The organism is Streptomyces sp. NPDC005262 (assembly GCF_042872425.1).
In the GTDB taxonomy this organism is placed as follows: Bacteria; Actinomycetota; Actinomycetes; order Streptomycetales; family Streptomycetaceae; genus Streptomyces.
Map to the genome: position 1 here is coordinate 282,026 of NZ_JBIAKK010000009.1, position 19,770 is coordinate 301,795.

Annotated in this window: 15 protein-coding genes and 1 pseudogene; 7 read left to right on the plus strand and 9 right to left on the minus strand. The window is 71.0% G+C overall.

The features are described from left to right. Positions 1 to 21 precede the first annotated feature (21 nt). On the plus strand, positions 22 to 375 hold the full coding sequence (locus ACFYP5_RS23430; RefSeq protein WP_030971888.1) for a VOC family protein: 354 nt from the start codon (positions 22 to 24) through the stop codon (positions 373 to 375). Between the two features lie 100 nt (positions 376 to 475). Here ACFYP5_RS23430 and ACFYP5_RS23435 read toward each other — a convergent pair whose 3' ends face one another. Continuing rightward, positions 476 to 2,446, minus strand: a complete 1,971-nt coding sequence (locus ACFYP5_RS23435; RefSeq protein WP_389039208.1) for a DUF5107 domain-containing protein — start codon at positions 2,444 to 2,446, stop codon at positions 476 to 478. 215 nt (positions 2,447 to 2,661) lie between these two features. Here ACFYP5_RS23435 and ACFYP5_RS23440 point away from each other — a divergent pair, with 215 nt between their 5' ends. The 3 genes and pseudogenes from ACFYP5_RS23440 (at position 2,662) to ACFYP5_RS23450 (ending at position 4,029) form a co-directional block, all read left to right on the plus strand. After that, the gene (locus ACFYP5_RS23440) at positions 2,662 to 2,997 is read left to right on the plus strand and encodes a DUF6204 family protein (protein WP_389039211.1); all 336 of its coding nucleotides are present in this window, start codon (positions 2,662 to 2,664) and stop codon (positions 2,995 to 2,997) included. Positions 2,998 to 3,260: 263 nt separating this feature from the next. After that, positions 3,261 to 3,359: pseudogene (locus ACFYP5_RS23445) on the plus strand (metallophosphoesterase); the annotation flags it as partial. Further along, the gene (locus tag ACFYP5_RS23450) at positions 3,349 to 4,029 is read left to right on the plus strand and encodes a 4'-phosphopantetheinyl transferase (protein WP_389039214.1); all 681 of its coding nucleotides are present in this window, start codon (positions 3,349 to 3,351) and stop codon (positions 4,027 to 4,029) included. The pseudogene ACFYP5_RS23445 and the gene ACFYP5_RS23450, both read left to right, overlap by 11 nt. Before the next feature lie 272 nt (positions 4,030 to 4,301). On the opposite strand, the gene ACFYP5_RS23455 is transcribed toward ACFYP5_RS23450, so the two are convergent. From ACFYP5_RS23455 to ACFYP5_RS23485, 7 genes are all read right to left on the minus strand, one after another. Then, the gene (locus ACFYP5_RS23455; protein WP_330247193.1) at positions 4,302 to 5,669 is read right to left on the minus strand and encodes a YcaO-like family protein; all 1,368 of its coding nucleotides are present in this window, start codon (positions 5,667 to 5,669) and stop codon (positions 4,302 to 4,304) included. Positions 5,670 to 5,707: 38 nt separating this feature from the next. After that, a complete protein-coding gene (locus tag ACFYP5_RS23460) occupies positions 5,708 to 5,836 on the minus strand; it encodes a hypothetical protein (protein WP_389039217.1) in 129 nt (42 codons plus the stop codon). Then, positions 5,836 to 7,164, minus strand: a complete 1,329-nt coding sequence (locus tag ACFYP5_RS23465) for an MFS transporter (RefSeq protein WP_330247191.1) — start codon at positions 7,162 to 7,164, stop codon at positions 5,836 to 5,838. Before ACFYP5_RS23465 ends, ACFYP5_RS23460 begins: the two co-directional genes overlap by 1 nt. Further along, positions 7,161 to 8,150, minus strand: coding sequence for a JmjC domain-containing protein (locus ACFYP5_RS23470; RefSeq protein WP_389039220.1), 990 nt, complete (start codon positions 8,148 to 8,150; stop codon positions 7,161 to 7,163). Before ACFYP5_RS23470 ends, ACFYP5_RS23465 begins: the two co-directional genes overlap by 4 nt. 170 nt (positions 8,151 to 8,320) lie before the next feature. Beyond that, positions 8,321 to 9,124, minus strand: coding sequence for a shikimate dehydrogenase family protein (locus tag ACFYP5_RS23475; RefSeq protein ID WP_389039223.1), 804 nt, complete (start codon positions 9,122 to 9,124; stop codon positions 8,321 to 8,323). Next, positions 9,121 to 10,446, minus strand: a complete 1,326-nt coding sequence (locus ACFYP5_RS23480; RefSeq protein ID WP_389039304.1) for a class II 3-deoxy-7-phosphoheptulonate synthase — start codon at positions 10,444 to 10,446, stop codon at positions 9,121 to 9,123. Before ACFYP5_RS23480 ends, ACFYP5_RS23475 begins: the two co-directional genes overlap by 4 nt. Before the next feature lie 161 nt (positions 10,447 to 10,607). Continuing rightward, a complete protein-coding gene (locus ACFYP5_RS23485) occupies positions 10,608 to 13,418 on the minus strand; it encodes an AAA family ATPase (protein WP_389039226.1) in 2,811 nt (936 codons plus the stop codon). A gap of 634 nt (positions 13,419 to 14,052) precedes the next feature. Here ACFYP5_RS23485 and ACFYP5_RS23490 point away from each other — a divergent pair. After that, positions 14,053 to 16,668 (plus strand): BTAD domain-containing putative transcriptional regulator, encoded by a 2,616-nt coding sequence (locus ACFYP5_RS23490; RefSeq protein WP_389039228.1) that lies wholly within the window; start codon positions 14,053 to 14,055, stop codon positions 16,666 to 16,668. A 23-nt stretch (positions 16,669 to 16,691) separates the two neighbouring features. On the opposite strand, the gene ACFYP5_RS23495 is transcribed toward ACFYP5_RS23490, so the two are convergent. Continuing rightward, a complete protein-coding gene (locus ACFYP5_RS23495) occupies positions 16,692 to 17,579 on the minus strand; it encodes an ROK family protein (protein WP_389039307.1) in 888 nt (295 codons plus the stop codon). A gap of 234 nt (positions 17,580 to 17,813) precedes the next feature. On the opposite strand from ACFYP5_RS23495, the gene ACFYP5_RS23500 reads away from it, so the two are divergent. Together ACFYP5_RS23500 and ACFYP5_RS23505 are read left to right on the plus strand one after the other, a co-directional pair. Further along, positions 17,814 to 18,584 (plus strand): hypothetical protein, encoded by a 771-nt coding sequence (locus tag ACFYP5_RS23500; RefSeq protein WP_389039231.1) that lies wholly within the window; start codon positions 17,814 to 17,816, stop codon positions 18,582 to 18,584. Positions 18,585 to 18,644: 60 nt separating this feature from the next. After that, entirely contained in the window at positions 18,645 to 19,730 is a 1,086-nt protein-coding gene (locus tag ACFYP5_RS23505; protein ID WP_389039309.1) for a 3-dehydroquinate synthase family protein, read from the plus strand. Positions 19,731 to 19,770 lie beyond the last annotated feature (40 nt).

Genomic DNA, 19,770 nt, shown 5'->3' on the forward strand with positions numbered 1-19,770 from the left:
CCGCCAACTACCCTGTTCCGCATGGAAATTCTGGGAACCACGCTGCGCATCTGCGTCGACGACCTGGAGGCCGCGGTGGCCTTCTACGAGGACCTCACCGCCAGCCCGGCGCTGCGCTTCGAGCGCGGCGGCGTCTCGGTCGCCGCGATCAGCTGCTTTCTGCTGATGAGTGGCCCCGAGTCGGAGCTGGAGATCCTGCGCAAGGTGACGGCGACGATCGCGGTGAAGAACGTCGACGACGCGCATGAGTCGCTCACCCGCGTCGGCGCCCGGATACTCGCGGGCCCGGTGCCGACCCCGGTCGGCCGGAACCTGATCGCGGTCCACCCGGACGGCTCGGTCTTCGAGTACGTCGACCGGAACCTGCCGGCCTGATCCGGCAGGTTCCGTAACCCCTGACGCCGCTCCGTACCCACGCGCGCCGGCACCTCACCTGCCGTTCGCACGTGGGCCGCTCACTCCCGCGAGTCTCCGGTCAACTCTTCGGGCGCATACGGTAGTTGTACGCGTCGGGCACTGGCTCGTCGGTGAGCGCCGACCAGACCTCGTCCAGGATCTCCGCCCCCTCCCGCAGGTCCGCGACCTCGAAGCCCTCGTCGAAGACCGCACGGGCCGCCGCACGGTCGCCCTCGGCGAGCAGGAGCCTGGCCTCCAGCAGGCGGAACCGGCCGCGCTGCCGGATCGCCGGGCGCAGCCCGTCCCAGACCGTGCGGGCCTCATCGGTCCGCCCGGCCGCCAGCAGCGCCTCGATCGCCTCATGGCCGAGGGCGGTGGTGGCGGCGGTCCAGGCTTCGCCGTCGTCCCGGCGTTCCGCGCAGAGGTCCTCGAACGCCTCGGCGTAGTGGTCGGCGGCCCTGTTCCGCTGGCCGCCCTCCTGGGCGGCGACGGCCAGGCAGCGCAGCAGCGGCCAGCGGGACGGGGCGAGGGCCAGACCGCGCTCCCAGCTGCGGACCGCCTGGGCGCGGTCGCCGGCGTGCCACTGGGCGACCCCGAGGTGGTACTCGGTGAGAGGTTCGGCGGATGCCGTCTCCAGCATGTCGCGCCAGTGTGCGGAGACGAGCGAGGGTCCGGGAGGCGTCACACGGCGCGGCTCGGGGAAGGCGCCCTGGTCGAGCAGGTGCAGCCAGGGTGCCTGCTGTTCGCCGAGGGTGGACTCGGTGAACGGTGTGCCCGGGAGCCGGTACTTGCCGCGCCGGACTTCGAGGGCGCCCCAGCCGGAGCCGGTGGCGAGGGTCTCACCGGGCTCGGTGTCGGCGTGCGGGCGCCAGGCCGCGTACGCGGCGTCGACGTCGGCGCGCGGCAGGACTTCGGCGAGGCGCTGTTCGGTCTCGGTGCGGGCCGCGGCCCAGTCGTCGCCGTGCACGACACGGGGGTCCGCGGTCAGCGGTCCGTACGACTCCAGCCAGCTGAACTCGGCGCCCGGTTCGAGCGGGATGTGCTCCAGCTGGGTACGGGCGAGTCCGGCCTGAATCTCCGCGTAGCCGACGGTGCCGGGTTCGGTGAGCCACTGCTGCCACCGGCGCCCGCCGGGCCCGCTGCCCCAGAGGAAGAGCTTACGGCCGCGCAGCAGGTCGGTGGAGGTCTGGACGAGTCCGTGACCGTCCTCGTCGAGGGAGGCGATCCAGCGGCGGGTGCCGTCGGGCACCTCGTAGAAGTAGTCGGCGGGGAAGTCGCTGCGCAGCGGGTACGTACGGTCGACGGAACCGGTCTCCGGCACGGGCACCCGGGTCAGGGTCCGCTCGTAGCCGAAGTGCCAGGCCTCGTCGGCAGGCGCCAGGACCCGGGAGCGCGCTCCCTCTGGGACGGCGATGTTGGACCACCAGTAGACGGGCGCGGTGTGCTCATGCGGATTGCGTATCCGTACCCCGACGTGGAGGAAGTCGGAGTCCTCCGGCAGCCACAGGTCCACCTGGAACGGCAGGTCGCGCAGCCGCTCCCACTCCCAGAGGCGGACCATTTCACCGCCGTCGGGTGCGGCGACGCGGGCGGCGTGCACCGGGGCGCAGGACAGTGTGGTGTGGCCGGTCGCGCCGATGTTCCACTCGATGCCACCGGAGAACCAGGCACCGTTGAGGGCGAAGTCGGCAGGCTGCAGGACGGGGTTGGAGTAAAGCAGCTCCCGGCCGGTCGGCTTGTGGTGAAGGGAGTGGATCCGGCCGCCGAGCCCGGGCAGGACGGTGGCCCGGAGCCGGTCGTTCTCGATGACGATCGCGTCCAGGTCGGTCGGGGTCCGCTCGCGCCCGTACCCGTCGAGGATGCGCACCGGCAGGACGGTGGTCAGCGGCTCGTAGCCGATCTGCCGTGCCATGTCGCGCGGCAGCCCCGCCCGGTCACGGTCGTCGACGACATGCATCTCGTCGAGCGGCCGCAGCGCGGGCAGCGGGTTCTCCGGGCCCAGCGGTGCGGCGGGCAGAGTCAGTACGGCACGTCGTACGGTCGTGGCCAAAGCAACCTCACTCCCTCGCGCGGGCCGCCGCAGGTCCGGGCGCCCCCGATGACCATGGAACACTCTCGGAGCCGCCCCGACCAGGGGCGTCGCCGTCAGACTTCGGCAAAGGCCCCGCCACCGGCGTCGACGGCGACAATATTCCGCGTGCGGCTCGGCCTCGCCGTCGTAGCCTTGATCCTCAACGGTTCATGCGACAGAGGCGGCAGAACGGGATGAGCACCCAGCACACCTACCGAGTGATCGTGCGCGGCACCTGGGAGGGCCTCACGGACGAGACCCGCGCCCGCCTGCTGGCCGAGGTGGAGCAGCACGGCCTGGAGGCGATGCAGTTCACCGAGGAGGGTTCGCTCACCTACGACAGGGTGCTCAAGCACTTCAGCTTCCGGTACGTGATCGTGTCGGACGCCGAGGACGGCGAGGAGATGGCATCCGCGATCGCCGAGGACCGGGCGGAGACGACGCTGAAGGAGCACGGGTACGGCCACGGGCGGCTGCGCTCCACCGCGACGGACATGGACACCATGAAGATCAACTACAAGGGACGCTGAGCGGCAGGAGCGGCAGGAGCGGCGTGACGTCGCGTCGCGCATCGTCCGTGTGGCCTTCTTCCACGTGTTCAGCCTCTTGTACTTGTTCATGATCACCGCAGCAGGTAGGTGTTGATGCGATGGAGCAGGGCAGACAGCTCTCGCCTCCTCCCGCTACGCCCCTTTACCGGTGGGTCCAGCCCCACTCATGCGGCAACCGGTAACTCTCGACCGCCCGGCGTGCCTTGTCCGGATGCCGTCGGACGTGTTCTTGTTGTGCCGTTCAGGTGTCCGTGGGATATCCCCGTGAGTGGCGCAAACGCCCGCCCCCGGGCAGGCTCCGCCGCATACTGCCCCCGGAGGTGGGAACCGTTGATCGTTGATCTGCTCCCGGACTCGGTGGTGACTGTGGAGTCATTCGGTGACGACGGGGCCGATCAGACCCCGCTGTACCCCGAGGAACAGGCGGTCGTGGCACAGGCGGTGGAGAAGCGCCGCCGGGAGTTCGCCGCCGTGCGCGCCTGCGCCCGCCGCGCCATGGAGAAGCTCGGCGTGCCGCCGCAGGCGGTGCTGCCCGGCGAGCGCGGCGCTCCGCAATGGCCGACGGGCCTGATGGGCAGCATGACCCACTGCGACGGCTACCGCGCCGCCGCCCTGGTCCGCGCCGACGACCTGGCCTCCCTCGGCATCGACGCCGAACCCCATGGCCCACTCCCGGACGGCGTCCTGCGCTCCGTCTCACTCCCCGGCGAGCGGGAGCGCCTGGCGTTGCTGGCCGCGCGGCAGCCCGCCGTCCACTGGGACCGGCTGCTGTTCAGCGCGAAGGAGTCCGTCTACAAGGCCTGGTTTCCCCTGACCGGGAAGTGGCTGGGCTTCGAGGAGGCGGACATCGAGGTCCATGCGGACCCCGGAGGGGTGTCGTACGGCCGCTTCCGCGCCGAACTGCTCGTTCCCGGACCGCTCGTCGGCGGCCGCTTGCTCAGACACTTCGAGGGACGGTGGACGGTCGACCACGGTTTGGTCGCCACCGCGGTGACGATCCCCGCGGCCTGACCCCGCCCCCACGGCCGGACGCTTGTGTGGGCCGGGACTCAGGGCTCCGTCGTTCTCGCGGTCGGCCCGACGCAGCCGTTATGGGCCTGATGCCCGAACTCAGCCGTGATGGTGATTCGTTATGGATCGGCAGATACACGCGCAGGCACGGCCCCCGGCGATCATGGATTGTCGAGTTCGCTGATCACCGCAGCGGAAGACCGTGCTCACTTCACTCACTCGCTCCAGGGTAACGACCCCGGCCCGTCCGAACCCCGCCAGAGGTCGCCGCCTCAGGCGTGTGGCATCGGAAACGTGTTGAACCGCTCCGCCGCCGGCGGAGTCCTTCGCCAGCCGAGGTTCACGGCCTGTTCCTGGATCCGGCGGCCACCGAAGTAGGGACAGAAGGCCGGTGCCGCGCCGATCGTGCCCGGCACGACGACGCGGACGACGTGCATTCCCACGGCCCTGGCATGCCGCGTGGTCAGATCCGCGTACAGCACCTCATGGCCCGCCGCCTCGGCCCGCGCGCACAGCGTCTCGAACGTCGCCCCGGGCGGGCGGGGCACCTGTGTCCATGAACCCTCCGGACCGCTGCCGATCCACTTCATCGTACGGTCACCGGCCCGGCGGTCGAGGTACAGCTGCTGGTGGCAGAGGAGCTCCACCGCGTCCCGCCCGTCTTCTCGGTACTCGTCCAGGTAGGCCCGGTCCTGCCGCCACGCCTTGAGTGGGCTGCGCCGGTCGGTGCATGCCTGGGTGATGCGGGCAGCGGCCGCCTGGTCGTCGAGTGATCTGCAGGTCAGCTGAAGACCGAACGCCTCCGCCAGGGCCTTCAGCGCGGCCTCCTCGGGGTCCGCGCGCGCCGCGAAACCTATCGTGAGCCACCCTTCGGCGCGGGTGCGGACGCAGGCGGCCAGAACCGGAATGCCGAACTCGTTGTCGATGTGCGTCAGCGTCACCTCGTACGCTTCCAGCACAGGTGCGAGGTGGGCGCGGATGCGGGAGGTGAGCGGCAGCAGAGGCAGGGAAGCCGCGTTGGCCCACCACACGGCGGCGGCGTCACGTTCGACAACCTCCGTCAGGCCGGACAGCAGCGCGTGTTCCAGACTTGGCCCGGCGGCTATCCCGCCCACGGCGGGGAAGGCGTGCAGCTGCTCCGGCTGCTCCTTCGGCACGCGCGGCCACGCCGTGTGCACGAGGAACGCCGGCACGTGGATGTCTGCCTGACGGGTGAGGGACCGCACGGGTCTCCAGTGGACCGGCGACGTCGTCAGGAACGGGCGGAAGGGGTGGTCGCCGTCCGCATACTGTCGGGGCGAGTACAGGGTCAGACGCTCCGGTGCGAGCGCGTGCACGCCCGCCTCGGTGAGCTGGGAGTGGCTGCCGTAGCGCATCGGGTCGTCCGCCGGCGACACGGTACCGCTGAACCGCTCCACGGCCTCACCCCACGCGGCCGCGCGTGCCTGTTCGGCATCCGTCCACGACATACCGAACGCCTGCCGGTCGGACTGCCAGGGAATCTCCGCCGTCAGGTCCGGCAGGTCGGCGACCGCCAGGTGCATGGAGGGCGGAGTGCCGCGCAGCCCCTTGAAGGACCGGATACGTGTGGCTATGCCGTCGTAGGGACCGTCCGGCCCCGGCACGGAGCGATCGAGCATGCCCCGGCCGGCTGCCGAACAGTGATGAGCTTCGACCATCAGGCGAGGTATGCCTTCACACAGTTGTCGATCACGAAGTGCTCGTCCTCGGCATTGAGGTAGGCCTTCACGCAGTTCTCGACGACGAACAGCTCGTCCTGTGAGTCGACTTCGTACTCGTTGTTCATCAGCTACTCCTCGTGTGTTCGGTTGCCCCGTCCCCTGGTGCGGGGACGAGAGGAGGGAACGGTGTCTCGTTCCCGGCCCGCACGTCCGCGTTGTCGGCGTGCGGGAGTCTGTGGCGGGATCCGGCGGTGAAGGCGTACCCGATTGCGGAGAGCAGGCCCCCCACGGCACACGTCGTCCACAGCGTGGTCGCGCCTCCGTGGTCGAGGACCCAGCCCGCCCCTGCCGGCGCGAGGAAGGCTGCGGCGGACCAAGCCGTCCCGTAGAACCCCTGGTACCTGCCGCGTTGCTGTTCCGGTGCCCGGTCGGAGACTTCGGCGATGCCTGCCGGGGCCTGCAGCATCTCGCCCGTTGTCCACACGACGACGCACAGCACATAGACGAGCGGGCCCGTGGCGAAGGCGGTCAGTCCGAGGCCCGCGCCCAGCAGGAGGCCGCCGGCCGTGAGGGCGGCCGAGCGGGAACGGCTGCGGACCAGCATGGTCAGGGGTATCTGAAGGACGACCACGAGCAGCGCGTTGAGCCCGTGCAGCAGGGTGTACGCGGATGGCGAGTAACCGTCCTGGGACATCGTGACCGGCAGGGTCGTCCTCACCTGCTGATAGACGGTGGCGAACACGAGGGTGGCCAGGACGAAGAGCACGAAGCGCCGGTCATGCAGGACGGATCGGGACGCTCGTGGTGCCCTGTCCTTCGTGGTCGTCCGGGCCTCCCGCACGCCGGGCACGAGTGCGGGACGGGTCTCCTCGACCTTGACCAGGACGATGACCGCGCACAGCAGGGTGGCCACCGCGTCCGCCAGGAAGACCAGCAGATACCCATGGGTCACCATGAACCCGGCGAGGACGCCGGACATGGCCACGCCCAGGTTCAGGGCCCAGTAGTTGAGGGCGAAGGCCCGCTGGCGGTCCTTGAGCGCGACGACGTCGGTGAGTGCCGCCTGCATGGCCGGGCGCGCCGCGGTCTGCCCCGCGCCCAGTGCCAGGGCCGCGCCGGCCAGCGGCGCGGGGCTCTCGCACAGCCCGACCAGCACCATGCTCGCCGCGGTCCAGCAGTGCGCGAAGACCAGCGTGGTGCGGCGGCCGAGACGGTCGGCCGCGATCCCTCCGCCGATCGTGCCGAGGATCGCGCCCAAGCCGATCAGTGAGACGACGAGGCCTGCCTGGTAGGCGGAGTAGCCCCTGTCCAGCGTCAGGTAGAGGGCGAGGACGGGGCCGGCGAAGCCGCCGGTCCAGTTCACCAGAATGCTCAGCCAGATCCACCAGAAGGCGGCCGGGAGCCCGCGGGCGGCGTCCGGGAGAAGCCGCGCGAGCACCCTGGTCGGCGTCACCGTGACTCTGCACGGTCGGCGTCACCGTACGGGAGGGTGAAGACCGGCCGTTCGGCAACCGCGGCGCGGCAGACCTCCTCCGCGAGCCGCTCCAGCAGTCCCTCCTCCCCGATGGTCTTCGTGAGCACGGCGCGCAGTTCCCCGAAGAACAAAGCGGTGGTGGACTCGTCCGCATGCCGGGGCAGGTCGTACCGGACGACCGCTTGCTCCGCGGCGATGTGCCGCAGCAGCCGGCCCAGCAGGTCGCCGGCCGACGGCAGGCGGGCGCCCAGGGTCAGATGGAGGGACGGGCCGTCGCCCGGGCTGACCCGATGCCACCACCCGCGGGGCAGGTACAGCACGTCGCCGTCGGTCAGCGTTCCTGTCCAGTACGGGGGCCCGCCGGAAGGTGGTTCGGGTGAGCTGAGCACACCCACCGGAGCCTCCTGGGTCGGGGCGTGGACCTCCCAGCGCTTGGCGCCCGCAGCCTGGACCACGAGGACGTCGTGGTCGTCCCAGTGGATGCCGAAGCCGTCCGCGGCATCGCCGAGGTTCGCGTAGAGGTTCGCCTGGACGAGGGCGCCCAGACTCTGCTCGACCGAGCCGACCAGGCTCCGCAGCCGCGGATGGAGTTCCTCGACTCCGTCGAGAACCAGGGTCGCCCCCTCCTGGAGGGCTTCGAGCACTCGGTCGGGCCGCAGGCGCAACGGCTTTCCCCGGGCGGCGAGCTGAGGCACGGGCTCGGCGCAGGAGGAGACCGGCACCCCCTTGCCGGCCCGCGTCAGGTGCATCCGGGCCGGATCCACGCGTACGGCGGCCAGGCATTCGTTGAGGTCGGGCCAGCCGAACAGTGCGCCGAACCGGCCGGGCCGGCCCGTCAGCAACAGCGGGCGCCTTCCCAGATGGTCACGGAGAAACAGGTCCTCGCCCAGCGGGGCGATCAGCCGGCCGAGTGCGGAGCACTCCCCCTGAACCCAGGCTGTCCCTGCCGCTTCGCGGGTGTCCATGGCTGTTCCTCCGCCTTGTCGATTACGAGTGGTGACGCTAGCCAGCGCTGTTCTGGGGCGGCCACCCCCTGCTTCCCCCTATGTGTGCGCCGGCACCCCAGGGTTCTGTCCCCTGCCGTCCACGACGGACGGGCAGGCCTGGCACGGTCGCGGTACCGGCCCCCACGGCGTCATTCGAACTCTCCGAGCCGGAAGAACTCCCGGTAGAGTTCCAGTTGGTGGCTGAGCATGTGAGTGCCGTGGTGGACGGGCCGGCCGGCAGCCGTCGCGGCGCGAAGGAGCGGGGTCTCCCGTGGCTGCATGATGATGTCGGCCACCACCGCACCCGCCGGAAGCGAAGCGGGGTCGAAGGGCAACGGATCGTCTGCCCGCAGCCCGAGCGGTGTGGCGTTCACCGCCACGTCCGCTCGTTCGAGCTCCGGGGCGGGGCCGACCGCGACCCGGCCCCGCCCGCGCGCGGCGAGCCGGTCCAGCAGGTCCGACAGCTTCTCCTCGTCGGGGTCGCAGACCTGCAGCCGTGCGGCCCCCGCATCGAGCACTGCGACCGCGATGGCACCGCCCGCACCGCCGGCCCCGATCAGAGTGACCCGGCGCCCGGCGAGTTCGTGACCGGCGGCGGCCATGCCGCGGACGAAGCCGGTGCCGTCGAAGTTCTCCGCCGTCCAGCGCCCGTCCGGCTCCCGGCGCATCGCGTTGGTGCTGCCGGCGGCCCGGACGACCGGGCTCAGCACGTCGGCGAAGGCACACGCCTCGATCTTGTGTGGGACGGTGACGAGCAGCCCGTCCAGGTTGCCGATCCGCTGCAGTCCGGTGACGACGCCGGCGAGGTCCGCGGCCTCGACGTGCACCGGCACCAGGACGGCGTCCAGGCCGAGTCCGGCGAAGACCGGGTTGAGCATGGCCGGTGCCTGCACCTGCGTCACCGGATCGCCCAGTACCGCGTACAGCCGCGTGGATCCCGTGATGCGGGTCATGTGCGGAGCATTCCGGCGATGAGGAACGCGATTTCCACCGACTGCTGAGGGTTCAGTCGCGGGTCGCAGGCGCTTTCGTACCGGCCGGCGAGCTCCATGTCCGAGATCTCCTGTGCGCCGCCCAGGCACTCGGTCACATCGTCGCCGGTGAGCTCGAGATGGATACCGCCGGGATGGGTGCCCAGTGCCCGGTGCACCTCGAAGAAGCCGCGGACCTCGTCCACGATGTGGTCGAACCGGCGGGTTTTGTAACCGCTGGGCGCCTCATGGGTGTTGCCGTGCATCGGGTCGCACTGCCAGACCACCTGGTGGCCGGAGGCGGTCACCTTTTCGACGATGCCGGGCAGCACGTCGCGGATCCGCTCGTGACCCATCCTGCTGATCAGAGTCACCCGGCCCGCCGTGGTGTGCGGGTCCAGCCGCTCCACGTACTCGGCGGCCAGCTCCGGCGTGGTGGACGGGCCGATCTTGAGTCCGATCGGGTTGGCCAGGAGCTCCGCGAAGGCGATGTGGGCACCGTCCAGATCCCTGGTCCGTTCGCCGATCCACAGGAAGTGGCCGGAGGCGTCGTACAGCCGGGGCTCGGGGCCGGTTTCGTCGACGCGCAGCATCGCCGCCTCGTAGTCGAGCAGCAGTGCCTCATGGCTGACGAACATCTCGGTCGGCGCCACGGTGCCGGGGTCCGCACCGCACGCGGCCATGAACCGCAGGCTGCGGGTGATCTCGTCGGCCAGCGCCTCGTAGCGGGCGCCTGCCGGCGAGGTACTGACGAAGTCCTGGTTCCACTCGTGCACCCTCGTCAGATCGGCCATGCCGGAACCGGTCAGCGAGCGCACCAGGTTGAGGGTGCTTGCGGAGTTGGCGTACGCCTCCAGCATCCGGGCGGGGTCGGCAATCCGGGCAGCCGGGTCGGGGGCGGCCGAATTGACGTTGTCGCCGCGGAAGACGGGCAGGCCGAGCACGTCCACGGAGCTCGACCGGGGTTTGGCGAACTGTCCGGCCATCCGGCCGACCTTCACCACGGGAATCTCGGCGGAGTACGTCAGCACGGATGCCATCTGGAGCAGGGTGCGGACGTTGGCCCGGATATGGGATTCGGTGTTCTCGGCGAAGGTCTCCGCGCAGTCGCCGCCTTGGAGCAGGAAGGCCTCGCCGCGCGCCACCGCGGCCAGTAGCCCGCCGAGCCGGTCGACTTCGGTGAGCAAGGTGAGGGACGGCCGGCCGGCGAGTATCCCGGCCGCCCTCGCGACCCCGGCCGGATCGGGCCAGGCCGGCTGCTGGGCCGCCGGGCGGCGAAGCGCGTCCGCCACCCTGGCGCGCATGCCGGATGCTGGGCCCGACACCTCTGTCAGCGTGCGTACGGGTGCGTCGATGGTCCGAGTCATGGCGCCGACGCTATGGCCGGAGGACAACTGCCCGTCCACGGAGAGGTAATCGGCCCGGCCGTCGGCAGTCGCCGCCAGGGGCCCGGTGTCCGAACCGGTCACACGGTCGCTCCCGTGTGGCCGACGGCGCTCGGCACACCGCGTCCTCCCCCTTGCTGCTCGGTCGCCAGATCGGCAGGCAGGTCACTGCGGCGCTTGATGCCGAGCTTGCGGAACACCCGGGTGAGATGTTGCTCCACGGTGCTCGGTGTGACGTACAGACGCTCCGCGATCTCCCGGTTGGTGTAGCCCATCACAGCGAGCGAGGCGACGCGGTGCTCGGACTCGGTGAGGGCGGGTGCCGTCTCCGTCTCCTCCGCGGTGTGCCCCTGACGCGGCTCGCCCTGCACGGCGAGCAGTCCGTGGGCGAGTGGCGCCGCCGCGCACATGTCGGCCAGGTGCCTGGCCCTGCGCAGCACCATCCGAGCCCGCGGACGCTGCGCAAGCGCGTAGTGGGCCCGGCCCAGATCGCAGAGCACACGGGCCTGCTCGTAGCGGTCCCGGCAGTCCTCGAAGAGGTCGAGCGCCTCGCCGAGCAGTTGCGGCCGCTGGCCCGCCGGGCTCACTGCGGCGAGCAGCCGCAGGCACAGGCCGCGGATGCGCGGGCTGTCGGTTGCAGGGCGTGCCAGCTGGTCCTGGACCATCCGCCGTGCCTGATCCCGGTTGCCGAGGAGTAGCCAGGCCTCGGCGGCACTGGTCCGCCACGGCACGATGCCTGCCAGGTCCAGACCCCAGCTGCGCATGAGTTCACCGCAGGAGAGGAAGTCTGCGAGGGCCGCGTGGGCATTGCCGGTGGCGAGGTAATGGTGGCCACGGGCGTGCAGGTAGTGCAGCCCGTAGCGGGACCGGTACAGGGCCTCGGGCACCGGCACGGCAAGGTACTTGGCCGCCGTGTCGTGGTCACCGGTCCGCGTCGCGCCCAGCACCAGGCTGCCCAACGGCAGCCCGACAGCCACACCCCAGGCCTTGGGCTCCAGATGAGCCAGGGCGGTCTGCGCCTGGTCGACCGCCTCGGGCAGATCGCCGAGCCGTGTCGCGGCCTCGGCACGAGCAGCAGCGAGCACGGCGCGCCACACCGCGGTCTGGTCTGCCCCGGCCTCGGACTGGGAACTGACGCACCAGGCGAGGGCCGTGTCCGGTCGGCCGGAGTAGAGCAGGGTGGTCAGGGAAAGCAGCGCGGTCTCCTCGGCCCAGGCGCTGCGCCGGCTGAGCCGCAGGTCGCGCAGGACCTGTTCGGCGTGGGTGGCCGCCTCGTGGTTCCGACCGCGGGCGAGGTGGTCGCAGAGCGCGGCGACGGCCCTCAGGCCGGGGTCGGCGCCCGGGGTGACAAGGCTCTCGCGCTGCTGAGCGGAGAAGGCGGGGAGCTGTCGGACCCGGGCATGGGTGGGGTAGGTGGCGGCCAGCCACATTTCCGTGTCGCGCAGTTCGGAGGTGCCCCCGCCGCTGCCCTCACGTACGGCTCCATGGATCCGGTCGAGCACCGCGTCCGCGTCGGACTCCCGGCCGTGCCACAGCAGTTGCCGTACGAGGGTGGGCAGACTGCGCCGATCCAGCTGGCCGGAGCGGGCCGCAGTGGTCAGGCGACCGAGATGGCGGGCGGCCGAGGAGGGGTTCAGCTGCCATTCCGTGCGGGCGAGTTCGGCGCGGATGGCGGCCTGTTGGCGGTCGGTGACGCCGAGCGCGGTGTCGGCGAGCCGCAGACACTTGACGGCTGCCCGGAGGTTGCCGCCGAGCTGCAGGTGTTCGGCGGCCTCCAGCAACAGGTCGGTCTCCCAGGGCACCGGGGCGTGGTCCGCCGCGACGAGGTGGTGTGCGATCCGGCCGACGGGGGCGTCCCGCTCGTGCAACAGCCTGGCCGCGGCGCGGTTCAGCTCCTGGCACTCCTGCGGCGGCAGGGTGCCGAGGACGGCGAGTCCGGCCGCCGGGTGACGGAAACGACCGTCGGTGAGCAGCCCGGCGGCGGTCATCGAGCGCAGCGTGGCGTCCACGGTGTCGGCGTCCAGTCCGGCGAGCGGCGCCATCTCCTCGGGAGTGCTGCCCTCGCCGAGCACCGCTAGCGCGCGTGCGACCTGGAGCAGTACGGGGTCGCCGCGATGGAGGTGGTTGACGAAGGCGGCACCGTAGCCCTGTACGCGGACGCCGCCGGACTGGCGGAAGTCCTCCACGAGGGCCTTCAGCAGTAGCGGGTTGCCGCCACTGACCCGATATCCCTCGGCGGCGAGACGACGGGCGGTGGGCTCGTCGAGTTGGCGCCGCAGCATCTGGGCGACACCCCTGGGCGACAGGGGAGCGAGGTGCAGCCGGTGGAAGTGGGGGAGCCGCTCCAGCTCGGCCCGGAACGGGCAGTGGGCGAGCGGGAGATGCGCGCCCTCCGTGAGTACGAGCAGGACGCGGGTGGACGCGAGTCGCCGGGCGAGGTAGAGCAGGAAGCGCCGCGAGCGGTCGTCCATGTGCTGGATGTCGTCGATGCTGATCAGTACCGGTTTCTGAGCAGCCAGCCGCAGCACGGCCAGGAAAATACTGTGAAGTATCTGTGTGAGATCCGTGTCGGCGGAATCGGTTCCCCTCGGGACGTTCATTCCGGCGGCGAGCAGCCCGGCCACCTCGGACTCCGTTTCGGGAGGCAGCGCCGCGCTGTGGAACAGCTGCCCCAGCACACCGAACGGAAGCTCCCGCTCCGCAGGCGAACACGCAGCTCCCAGCGCCAGCACCTCCGGTCCGGCCACCTGCCCCGTGAAGGTGCGCAGCAATTCGCTCCGGCCGCTCGCGGCCGGCCCCCCGATCAGAACGACCTGCCCTCTCCTACTTCTGCTTTTGTCGTGCAACGCATTTAGATAATTCGTCTGTTCATCCCGCTCGACAATGCCCATCAATATCCCCCGAGAAATCCGGATCCACCGCGATCGACGCCTTCGCGGTCATGGCCAATCTTTAGCAGGGACAGACCAACTGACGGGGAATCCGGCATCCATCCGCCGAGTGGTCGCCTTCGCACCGTAGACACTTGACGGCAGTTGCTACGCTGGCCCGGCACAGGGGGCTGGCGGAGGACGCAGTCTGTCGCGACCAGCACAGACGCACGAAAAGGCTGCCCACATGGGACATTCCACTCGAGGGGTCGAACCGGAACGCAGATCATCGGCGGGGGGCCGAGCAGCGGGGCATGGCCTACAGCACATTGACAAGGGTGCTCCCACAGCATTTCCTTGGCGACGCTTCAACGGCAACACACCTACCGGTCCGGCGCGACGCACGACTCCGGGCGTGATCAACTGGTACATTGGGGGATGTATGCAGTTCAACCTCTTAGGGCCAATCGAAGTACGCACCGCCGGATATCAGGTACCACTGCGGGGCATCAATCAGCGGGCGATGCTGGGGCTGCTTCTTCTCAATGCCAATCAGGTGGTCGCGACCAGCCGGATCGTAGATGCTCTCTGGGGAGATCATGCACCGGCGACCTCCCGGAAGATGGTCCAGAACGCCGCATCCTGCCTGCGTCGGATGATCTCCGAGCATGGCGACGGCTCCCGGGGGACCACCGAACTGCTCACCCGCTCCCCCGGCTATCTGCTCTCCGTGCCCGAGGACGACGTCGACCTGTACACCTTCCAGCGCCTGAGCAAGGAGGGCCGGGCCGGACTCGCCGCGGGTGACTGGGAATCGGCCGCAGGCTCGCTGCACGACGCACTGGCGTTGTGGCGCGGCCCGATACTTTCCGACGTGGTCGAGACCGGGATCAACTGGCCCGAACTGAGCGCCATGGAGAACGCCCGGCGCGCTGCCGTCGAGGACTTGCACGAGTCCGAGCTGTGCCTGGGCCGTCACCACGAGTTGGTCAGCGACCTGGAGGCCCTGGTCGAGGCGGAGCCCGACCGCGAACGGCAGTGCGGCCAGTTGATGCTGGCCCTCTACCGCTGCGGCCGGCAGCGAGAGGCGCTCGTGGCCTACCAGCGGACCCGCGATGTGCTGTCCACCGAGTTCGGTCTCGAGCCGGAGCGCAAGCTGCAGGACCTGCAGAGCATGATCCTCAACCACCATCCGTCGCTCGCCCTGGACCGGCCGGCACCCGCGGTCGCCGCATCCGGCCCCGCGCCGTCCGCTGCCCAGGAGCCCACCCCCCGGCCACCCGCCCAGAAGCCCGATCCGTCCGCCGTCGGCCTGCCCCGGATCCCCAGCGGGCCGTGGCGGACCGAGCGCAAATGGGTCAGCGTGCTGATGGTCCGGGCCGAACTGGCCGCGGCCGACGACCCGGAGCAGTTGGAGCAGGCCCTCAAAGCGATGACCACGGCGGTCACCGAGGAGGGCGAGCGCTTCGGCGGGATCCTCCAGGGCCGGATGGGCGCCCAGTGGTGGGTCCTGTTCGGCGCACCGAACACCCGGGAGGACGACCCGGAGCGGGCCACCAGGGCCGCGTTGGCCCTCCAGGACCGGCTCCAGCCGCACGCGACCCCCGGCACGGGCCGGCCGCTCGCCGTGTCGCCGCGGGTCGCGGTGGCCACCGGCGAGGTGATGATGACCTACAGCAACGCCGGGGACACCCGACCCGCCGATGTGATCGGCGGCGTGCTCGACACCTGCCAGCGCCTGCTCGACCGGGTGCCGGTCGGCCGGATACGGGTCTGCGACCACACCAGCCGCGTCACCCAGGACGCGTTCGAGTACACGGCCACCGGCGAGCCGGTCGCCGAGCGGCCGGCCCCGCTCGGTCCGGAACTCTCCGACGCCTTCACCTTCAGTCCGTTCGTCGGCCGGGACGCCGAACTCGACACGCTGCGCGGACTGCTGCGCACCATCCGGTCGCAGCGCCAGCCGCATCTGGCCACGCTGCTCGGCGAGCCCGGCCTCGGCAAGAGCCGGCTGATCCACGAACTGGCCCAGTACGACACCCGGATGGCGGAGCCGGCGCGCTGGCTGGTCGGCCGCGTATCGCCGTTCGGCCGGGAGACGCCGCTGGGCGCGCTGTCGGAAATGGTCCGCGGCGTTCTGGGGATCACCGACTCGCACCCCGTGGCGGTCACCGAGCGTATCCTCGCCGACGCCGTGGACCGGCTGACCGCCGCCGAGGACGAACGGGCCATGATGCTGCACCGGCTGCGGCCGCTGCTCGGACTGGAGGGCAGCCCGATGCCCTCCGACTTCGGCCCGGAGACGAAGACCGAGTGCTTCGCCGTCTGGTGCAAGTTCCTCGAAGACATCGCCGCCGAGCAGCCGCTGGTCGCCGTGCTGGAGGACCTCCACCTGGCCGGTGACATGCTGCTGGACTTCGTGGGATACCTCACCGACCACGTGAGCGCGGTGCCGTTCCTCGTCATCGCCACCGCCCGTCCCGAGCTGCTGCGTATGCGGCCGAGCTGGGGCGGCGGAAAGCGCAACGCCACCACCATCACACTCGCCCCGCTGTCCCAGGAAGAGAGCGGGCGGCTACTCGGCGAGCTCGCCACGCGCTACCGGGAGCGCGAGCGGCTGCCCTCCCCGCCGCCTGGGGCATGCAGTGGCTCCCCCGACGGCTTCGGCGCCGCACTGGTCGGGCAGATGGGTGGAAACCCGCTGTTCGCCTGGGAGTTCATCCGCATGTACCACGACTGCGGGCGACCCGGTGAGGTCGGCGCCCCCGCCGGCGCCGAGCGCGGCCTCCCGCCCCTGCCACAGTCGGTGTACTCGGTCATCGCCGCGCGGTTGGACCGTCTGGCACCGGAGGAGAAGGAGGTGCTGTACGACGCCGCGGTCTTCGGCAACAAGGTGTGGGTGGGCGCGGTGGCGGCCCTCAGGGAGAACGAGTCGACCGACGTCGCCGCCTGTCTGAAACAGCTGGAGCTGTTGGAGCTGCTTCGCCGGGTACGGGACAGCTCGACGCCGGGCGGCGTGGCGTACTTCTTCCCTCACGAGTTGGTACGCGAGGTCGCGTACTCCCAGCTGCCCCGCGCGGTACGGGCCGCCAAGCATCTGCGGGCCGCCGCCTGGCTGGAGAGCATGCCCTCGCACCGCGCGGACCTGCTCGCCCTGCACTACGAGTTGGCGGCGGACGCGTCGGGGCCCGGCCGGACCGGCGACGTGGTGGTGTCCACGCAGCGGAGCCGACGGTCCAAGCAGTCTCCCTCGCTGGCCATGCCGGCCTGACGGCTGCTGCTCGCGCGTGCCGGTCAGGCCGGCACGCGCGCGAGCAGCAGCGCACCCTGGAGCGAGGAGAGTGCGCCGAGCCTCGCGTCGGCCAGCACGACCGGGGCCCCACCTGCCCGGGTGAGCTGCCGCGCGTGCCGTCGTACCCGCTCGACGAAGCCTGGCAGGCCGGCGGCGAACCCTCCTCCGATGGTGATCCGGTCGGGGTGGACCAGCTCGGCCAGGCTCGTCGCGGCGGCCGCCAGTGCGGCACAGCTTTCCTCCAACGTGTCGACGGCCCAGGGCCGTTCCGCGGCGAGCGCTGCCCGCAACTCGGTGAACGAGACGTCGCGGCCACACAGGACGGCGGCCCGGCGCAAGGTCGCCGGCCCGGAAGCCACGGCCTGCAGACAGCCGTGCCGGCCGCAGTCGCACTCCGGCCCCCGCCGGTCCACGATCATGTGGCCGGCTTCGCAGGAGCCGCGGCGGGAGCCGGGGCAGAGCCGGCCGTCCAGCACCATCCCCCCGCCGACCCCGGTACCCACGCCCAGGTGGACGAGGTCGCGCACGCCGGCCTCGTGGGCCTCGGCGAGCGCTGCCAGGTCACCGTCGTCCGCGTACCGGACGGGAATCCCGGGGAACAGCTTGTCCAGCGAACCGGCCAGGTCGAATCCCGCCCAGCCGGGCCGTCCGGGCCAGGTGACCACCGTGCCTGTACGGTCCACGGTGGCCGGGATCGCGACGCCCACCGCTTCGACGTCGTCCGTCAGGCTCTCGTGGACGGCGCGGACGCCCGACGAAAGTGCGGCCAGATCGTGCCGCGTCCCTCGGAACGAAGGCCACCGGAATACGGTTTCGTGAACAGCGGCCCCCGGGCCGGCCGCCTTCAGCGCCACCTTCGTGCCACCTATGTCGATTCCGAGATAGCTGATGACGACTCCCGCTCACGCTGCCGGAAATACTTCGCGTCCGATGAATGTCCACGAAAATGCGAACAATCGAAGTGTGGCGGGTGTGGGGGCTCTCGCGACACCCCTGCCCCACCCCCTAAGACATCCCTAAATCCGTTGCGGCCCCCGATTGCCTCCGTCCGCCGTAGCAAGGGCCACCGGCAGGAATTAGCCTCGTCGGAGTGTCTGGATTTCCGATCCGATGGGGGAATCGCGTTGCCGCACGACTGGTTGTTCTGCCGACTGTCCGCAACCGGATTGCCGGAGCTGCCCGAGTTGATCCGCGCTCTTCGCGCAGCGGACGACATCTGGTTCTTCGACCCTCCGGCGGATTCCCACGATTCCGGTCTTGAATTGTGGTTCCACGCGCTACCCGACCGGCTCGGTAAGGTCCGCGCGATGCTGCGGGCCGATCACACCGTCCACATCGCCGAGGAGCGGATGATCGAACGGCCGCCGAGCTACCCGGGTTTCCGGGGTATCGATCTCGCCGACGAACTGGCCGCCGTCTCGAGCGAGCTGGCCGTGGCGCTGACGGCGGGCGGGGGGCTGCGTCCGGAGGAGGGGCCGGCCTGGGCGGTACGGCATCTGCGGCATCTCGTGGATCTCGTCCCTCGGCGGGATCGCCGGGCGTTCCTGTTCGCCTGCTGGCAGCAGTGGAGCGTGGCGCTCGAGCCCGCTCACCGGATCGCCCTGGGCATCCAGGCCGAGGTCGAAGCGGAGTCGGTGCCCCGTCGGCACACCGCCGACCAGGCCGCCGAGCCGTGGGACCGCTACACCGAGGCCACCCGGGCGATCGCCGCCGCGCCCGGGTTCACCACGGACGCCCCCGCGAACTTCCTGCTCTTCGAGCACGCCCACCGCACCCATGCGCGGCTTGGTCTGCCACTCGCCGTCGAGGCGGTGGCAGCCCGGACGGTCAGGGCCGAACTCGACGACACCGGAGTCCTCGCCGCGCCTGCCGTGCCCGCTCTGCAGAAGGCCTGACCCGGTGCACCGCCGGAGCAGCCGCACCAGCCCAGAGAGAGGAAGCATCGCGTGAACACGATGCACGCGTCCGCGCAGCAGGCCGGACCACCGGTGGCCGGTGCCCCGGAACCCGCCGCGCTCCACGTCGTCGATGTCCCGCTGGGCGAGCGTTCGTACTCCGTGCACATCGGTGCCGGGGCACGAAGCGTTCTGCCCGGAATCATCGCCGCACTCGGTGCCCGGCGCGCGGTGCTGGTCTCCGCCCGGCCCGACGATTGGAACCCCGAGACCGGCGTGGAGACCCTGGTCCTCCCGGCCAGGGACGGCGAGCCCGACAAGACCCTCGCGGCCGTCGGTGGACTCTGCAGCCGGTTTGCGCGGTTCGGGCTCACCCGGGACGACGTGGTCGTCTCGGTCGGCGGCGGCACCACCACCGACACCGTGGGTCTGGCCGCCTCGCTGTTCCACCGTGGTGTTCCGGTGATCCACGTCCCCACCACCTTGCTGGCCCAGGTCGACGCGAGCATCGGCGGCAAGACCGCGGTGAACCTGCCGGAGGGCAAGAACCTTGTGGGCGCCTACTGGCAGCCCAAGGCCGTGCTCTGCGACACCGACTACCTGGGGACGCTGCCGCGGCGTGAATGGACCAACGGGTACGGCGAGATCGCCCGTTGCATGTTCATCGGCACCGGCGACCTGCGGGGGCTGCCGGTCTCCGAGCAGATCGCGGCCAGTGTTGCCCGCAAGGCCGAGATCGTGGTCGCCGACGAGCGGGACGCGGGACTGCGGCATCTGCTCAACTACGGCCACACACTGGGGCACGCGCTCGAGCGGGCCACCGACTACGCGCTGCGGCACGGCGAGGGGGTGGCGATCGGCACGGTGTTCGCCGGGCGGCTCGCCGGTGCACTGGGCCGGATCGACGACGAACGCGTCGCCGAGCACCTGGAGGTCGTCGAGCACTACGGCCTGCCCACCGGGCTGCCGGAGTCGCTGGACATCGCCGAGGCGATCACCCTGATGCGACGGGACAAGAAGGCGACCCGCGGGCTGTCCTTCGTACTGGACGGCCCTGCCGGGGCCGAACTGGTCGGCGACGTCGAGGAGTCGCTGGTCGCCACCACGCTCGCGGGGATGCCGCGGCAGAGCCACGACCTCGCCTGAGCGCAGGCGCTCGGGCGGCACGCCCGCACGCCGATGGGCC

What these genes read in the sequence shown, in the direction of transcription:
- ACFYP5_RS23460 (WP_389039217.1), bottom strand. Translation starts at nt 5,836, where the DNA reads ATGAACAACGAGTACGAAGTCGACTCACAGGACGAGCTGTTCGTCGTC.
- ACFYP5_RS23485 (WP_389039226.1), bottom strand. Translation starts at nt 13,418, where the DNA reads ATGGGCATTGTCGAGCGGGATGAACAGACGAATTATCTAAATGCGTTG.
- ACFYP5_RS23490 (WP_389039228.1), top strand. Translation starts at nt 14,053, where the DNA reads ATGATCTCCGAGCATGGCGACGGCTCCCGGGGGACCACCGAACTGCTC.
- ACFYP5_RS23470 (WP_389039220.1), bottom strand. Translation starts at nt 8,150, where the DNA reads ATGGACACCCGCGAAGCGGCAGGGACAGCCTGGGTTCAGGGGGAGTGC.
- ACFYP5_RS23505 (WP_389039309.1), top strand. Translation starts at nt 18,645, where the DNA reads ATGCACGCGTCCGCGCAGCAGGCCGGACCACCGGTGGCCGGTGCCCCG.
- ACFYP5_RS23475 (WP_389039223.1), bottom strand. Translation starts at nt 9,124, where the DNA reads ATGACCCGCATCACGGGATCCACGCGGCTGTACGCGGTACTGGGCGAT.
- ACFYP5_RS23430 (WP_030971888.1), top strand. Translation starts at nt 22, where the DNA reads ATGGAAATTCTGGGAACCACGCTGCGCATCTGCGTCGACGACCTGGAG.
- ACFYP5_RS23440 (WP_389039211.1), top strand. Translation starts at nt 2,662, where the DNA reads ATGAGCACCCAGCACACCTACCGAGTGATCGTGCGCGGCACCTGGGAG.
- ACFYP5_RS23455 (WP_330247193.1), bottom strand. Translation starts at nt 5,669, where the DNA reads ATGCTCGATCGCTCCGTGCCGGGGCCGGACGGTCCCTACGACGGCATA.
- ACFYP5_RS23480 (WP_389039304.1), bottom strand. Translation starts at nt 10,446, where the DNA reads ATGCGCGCCAGGGTGGCGGACGCGCTTCGCCGCCCGGCGGCCCAGCAG.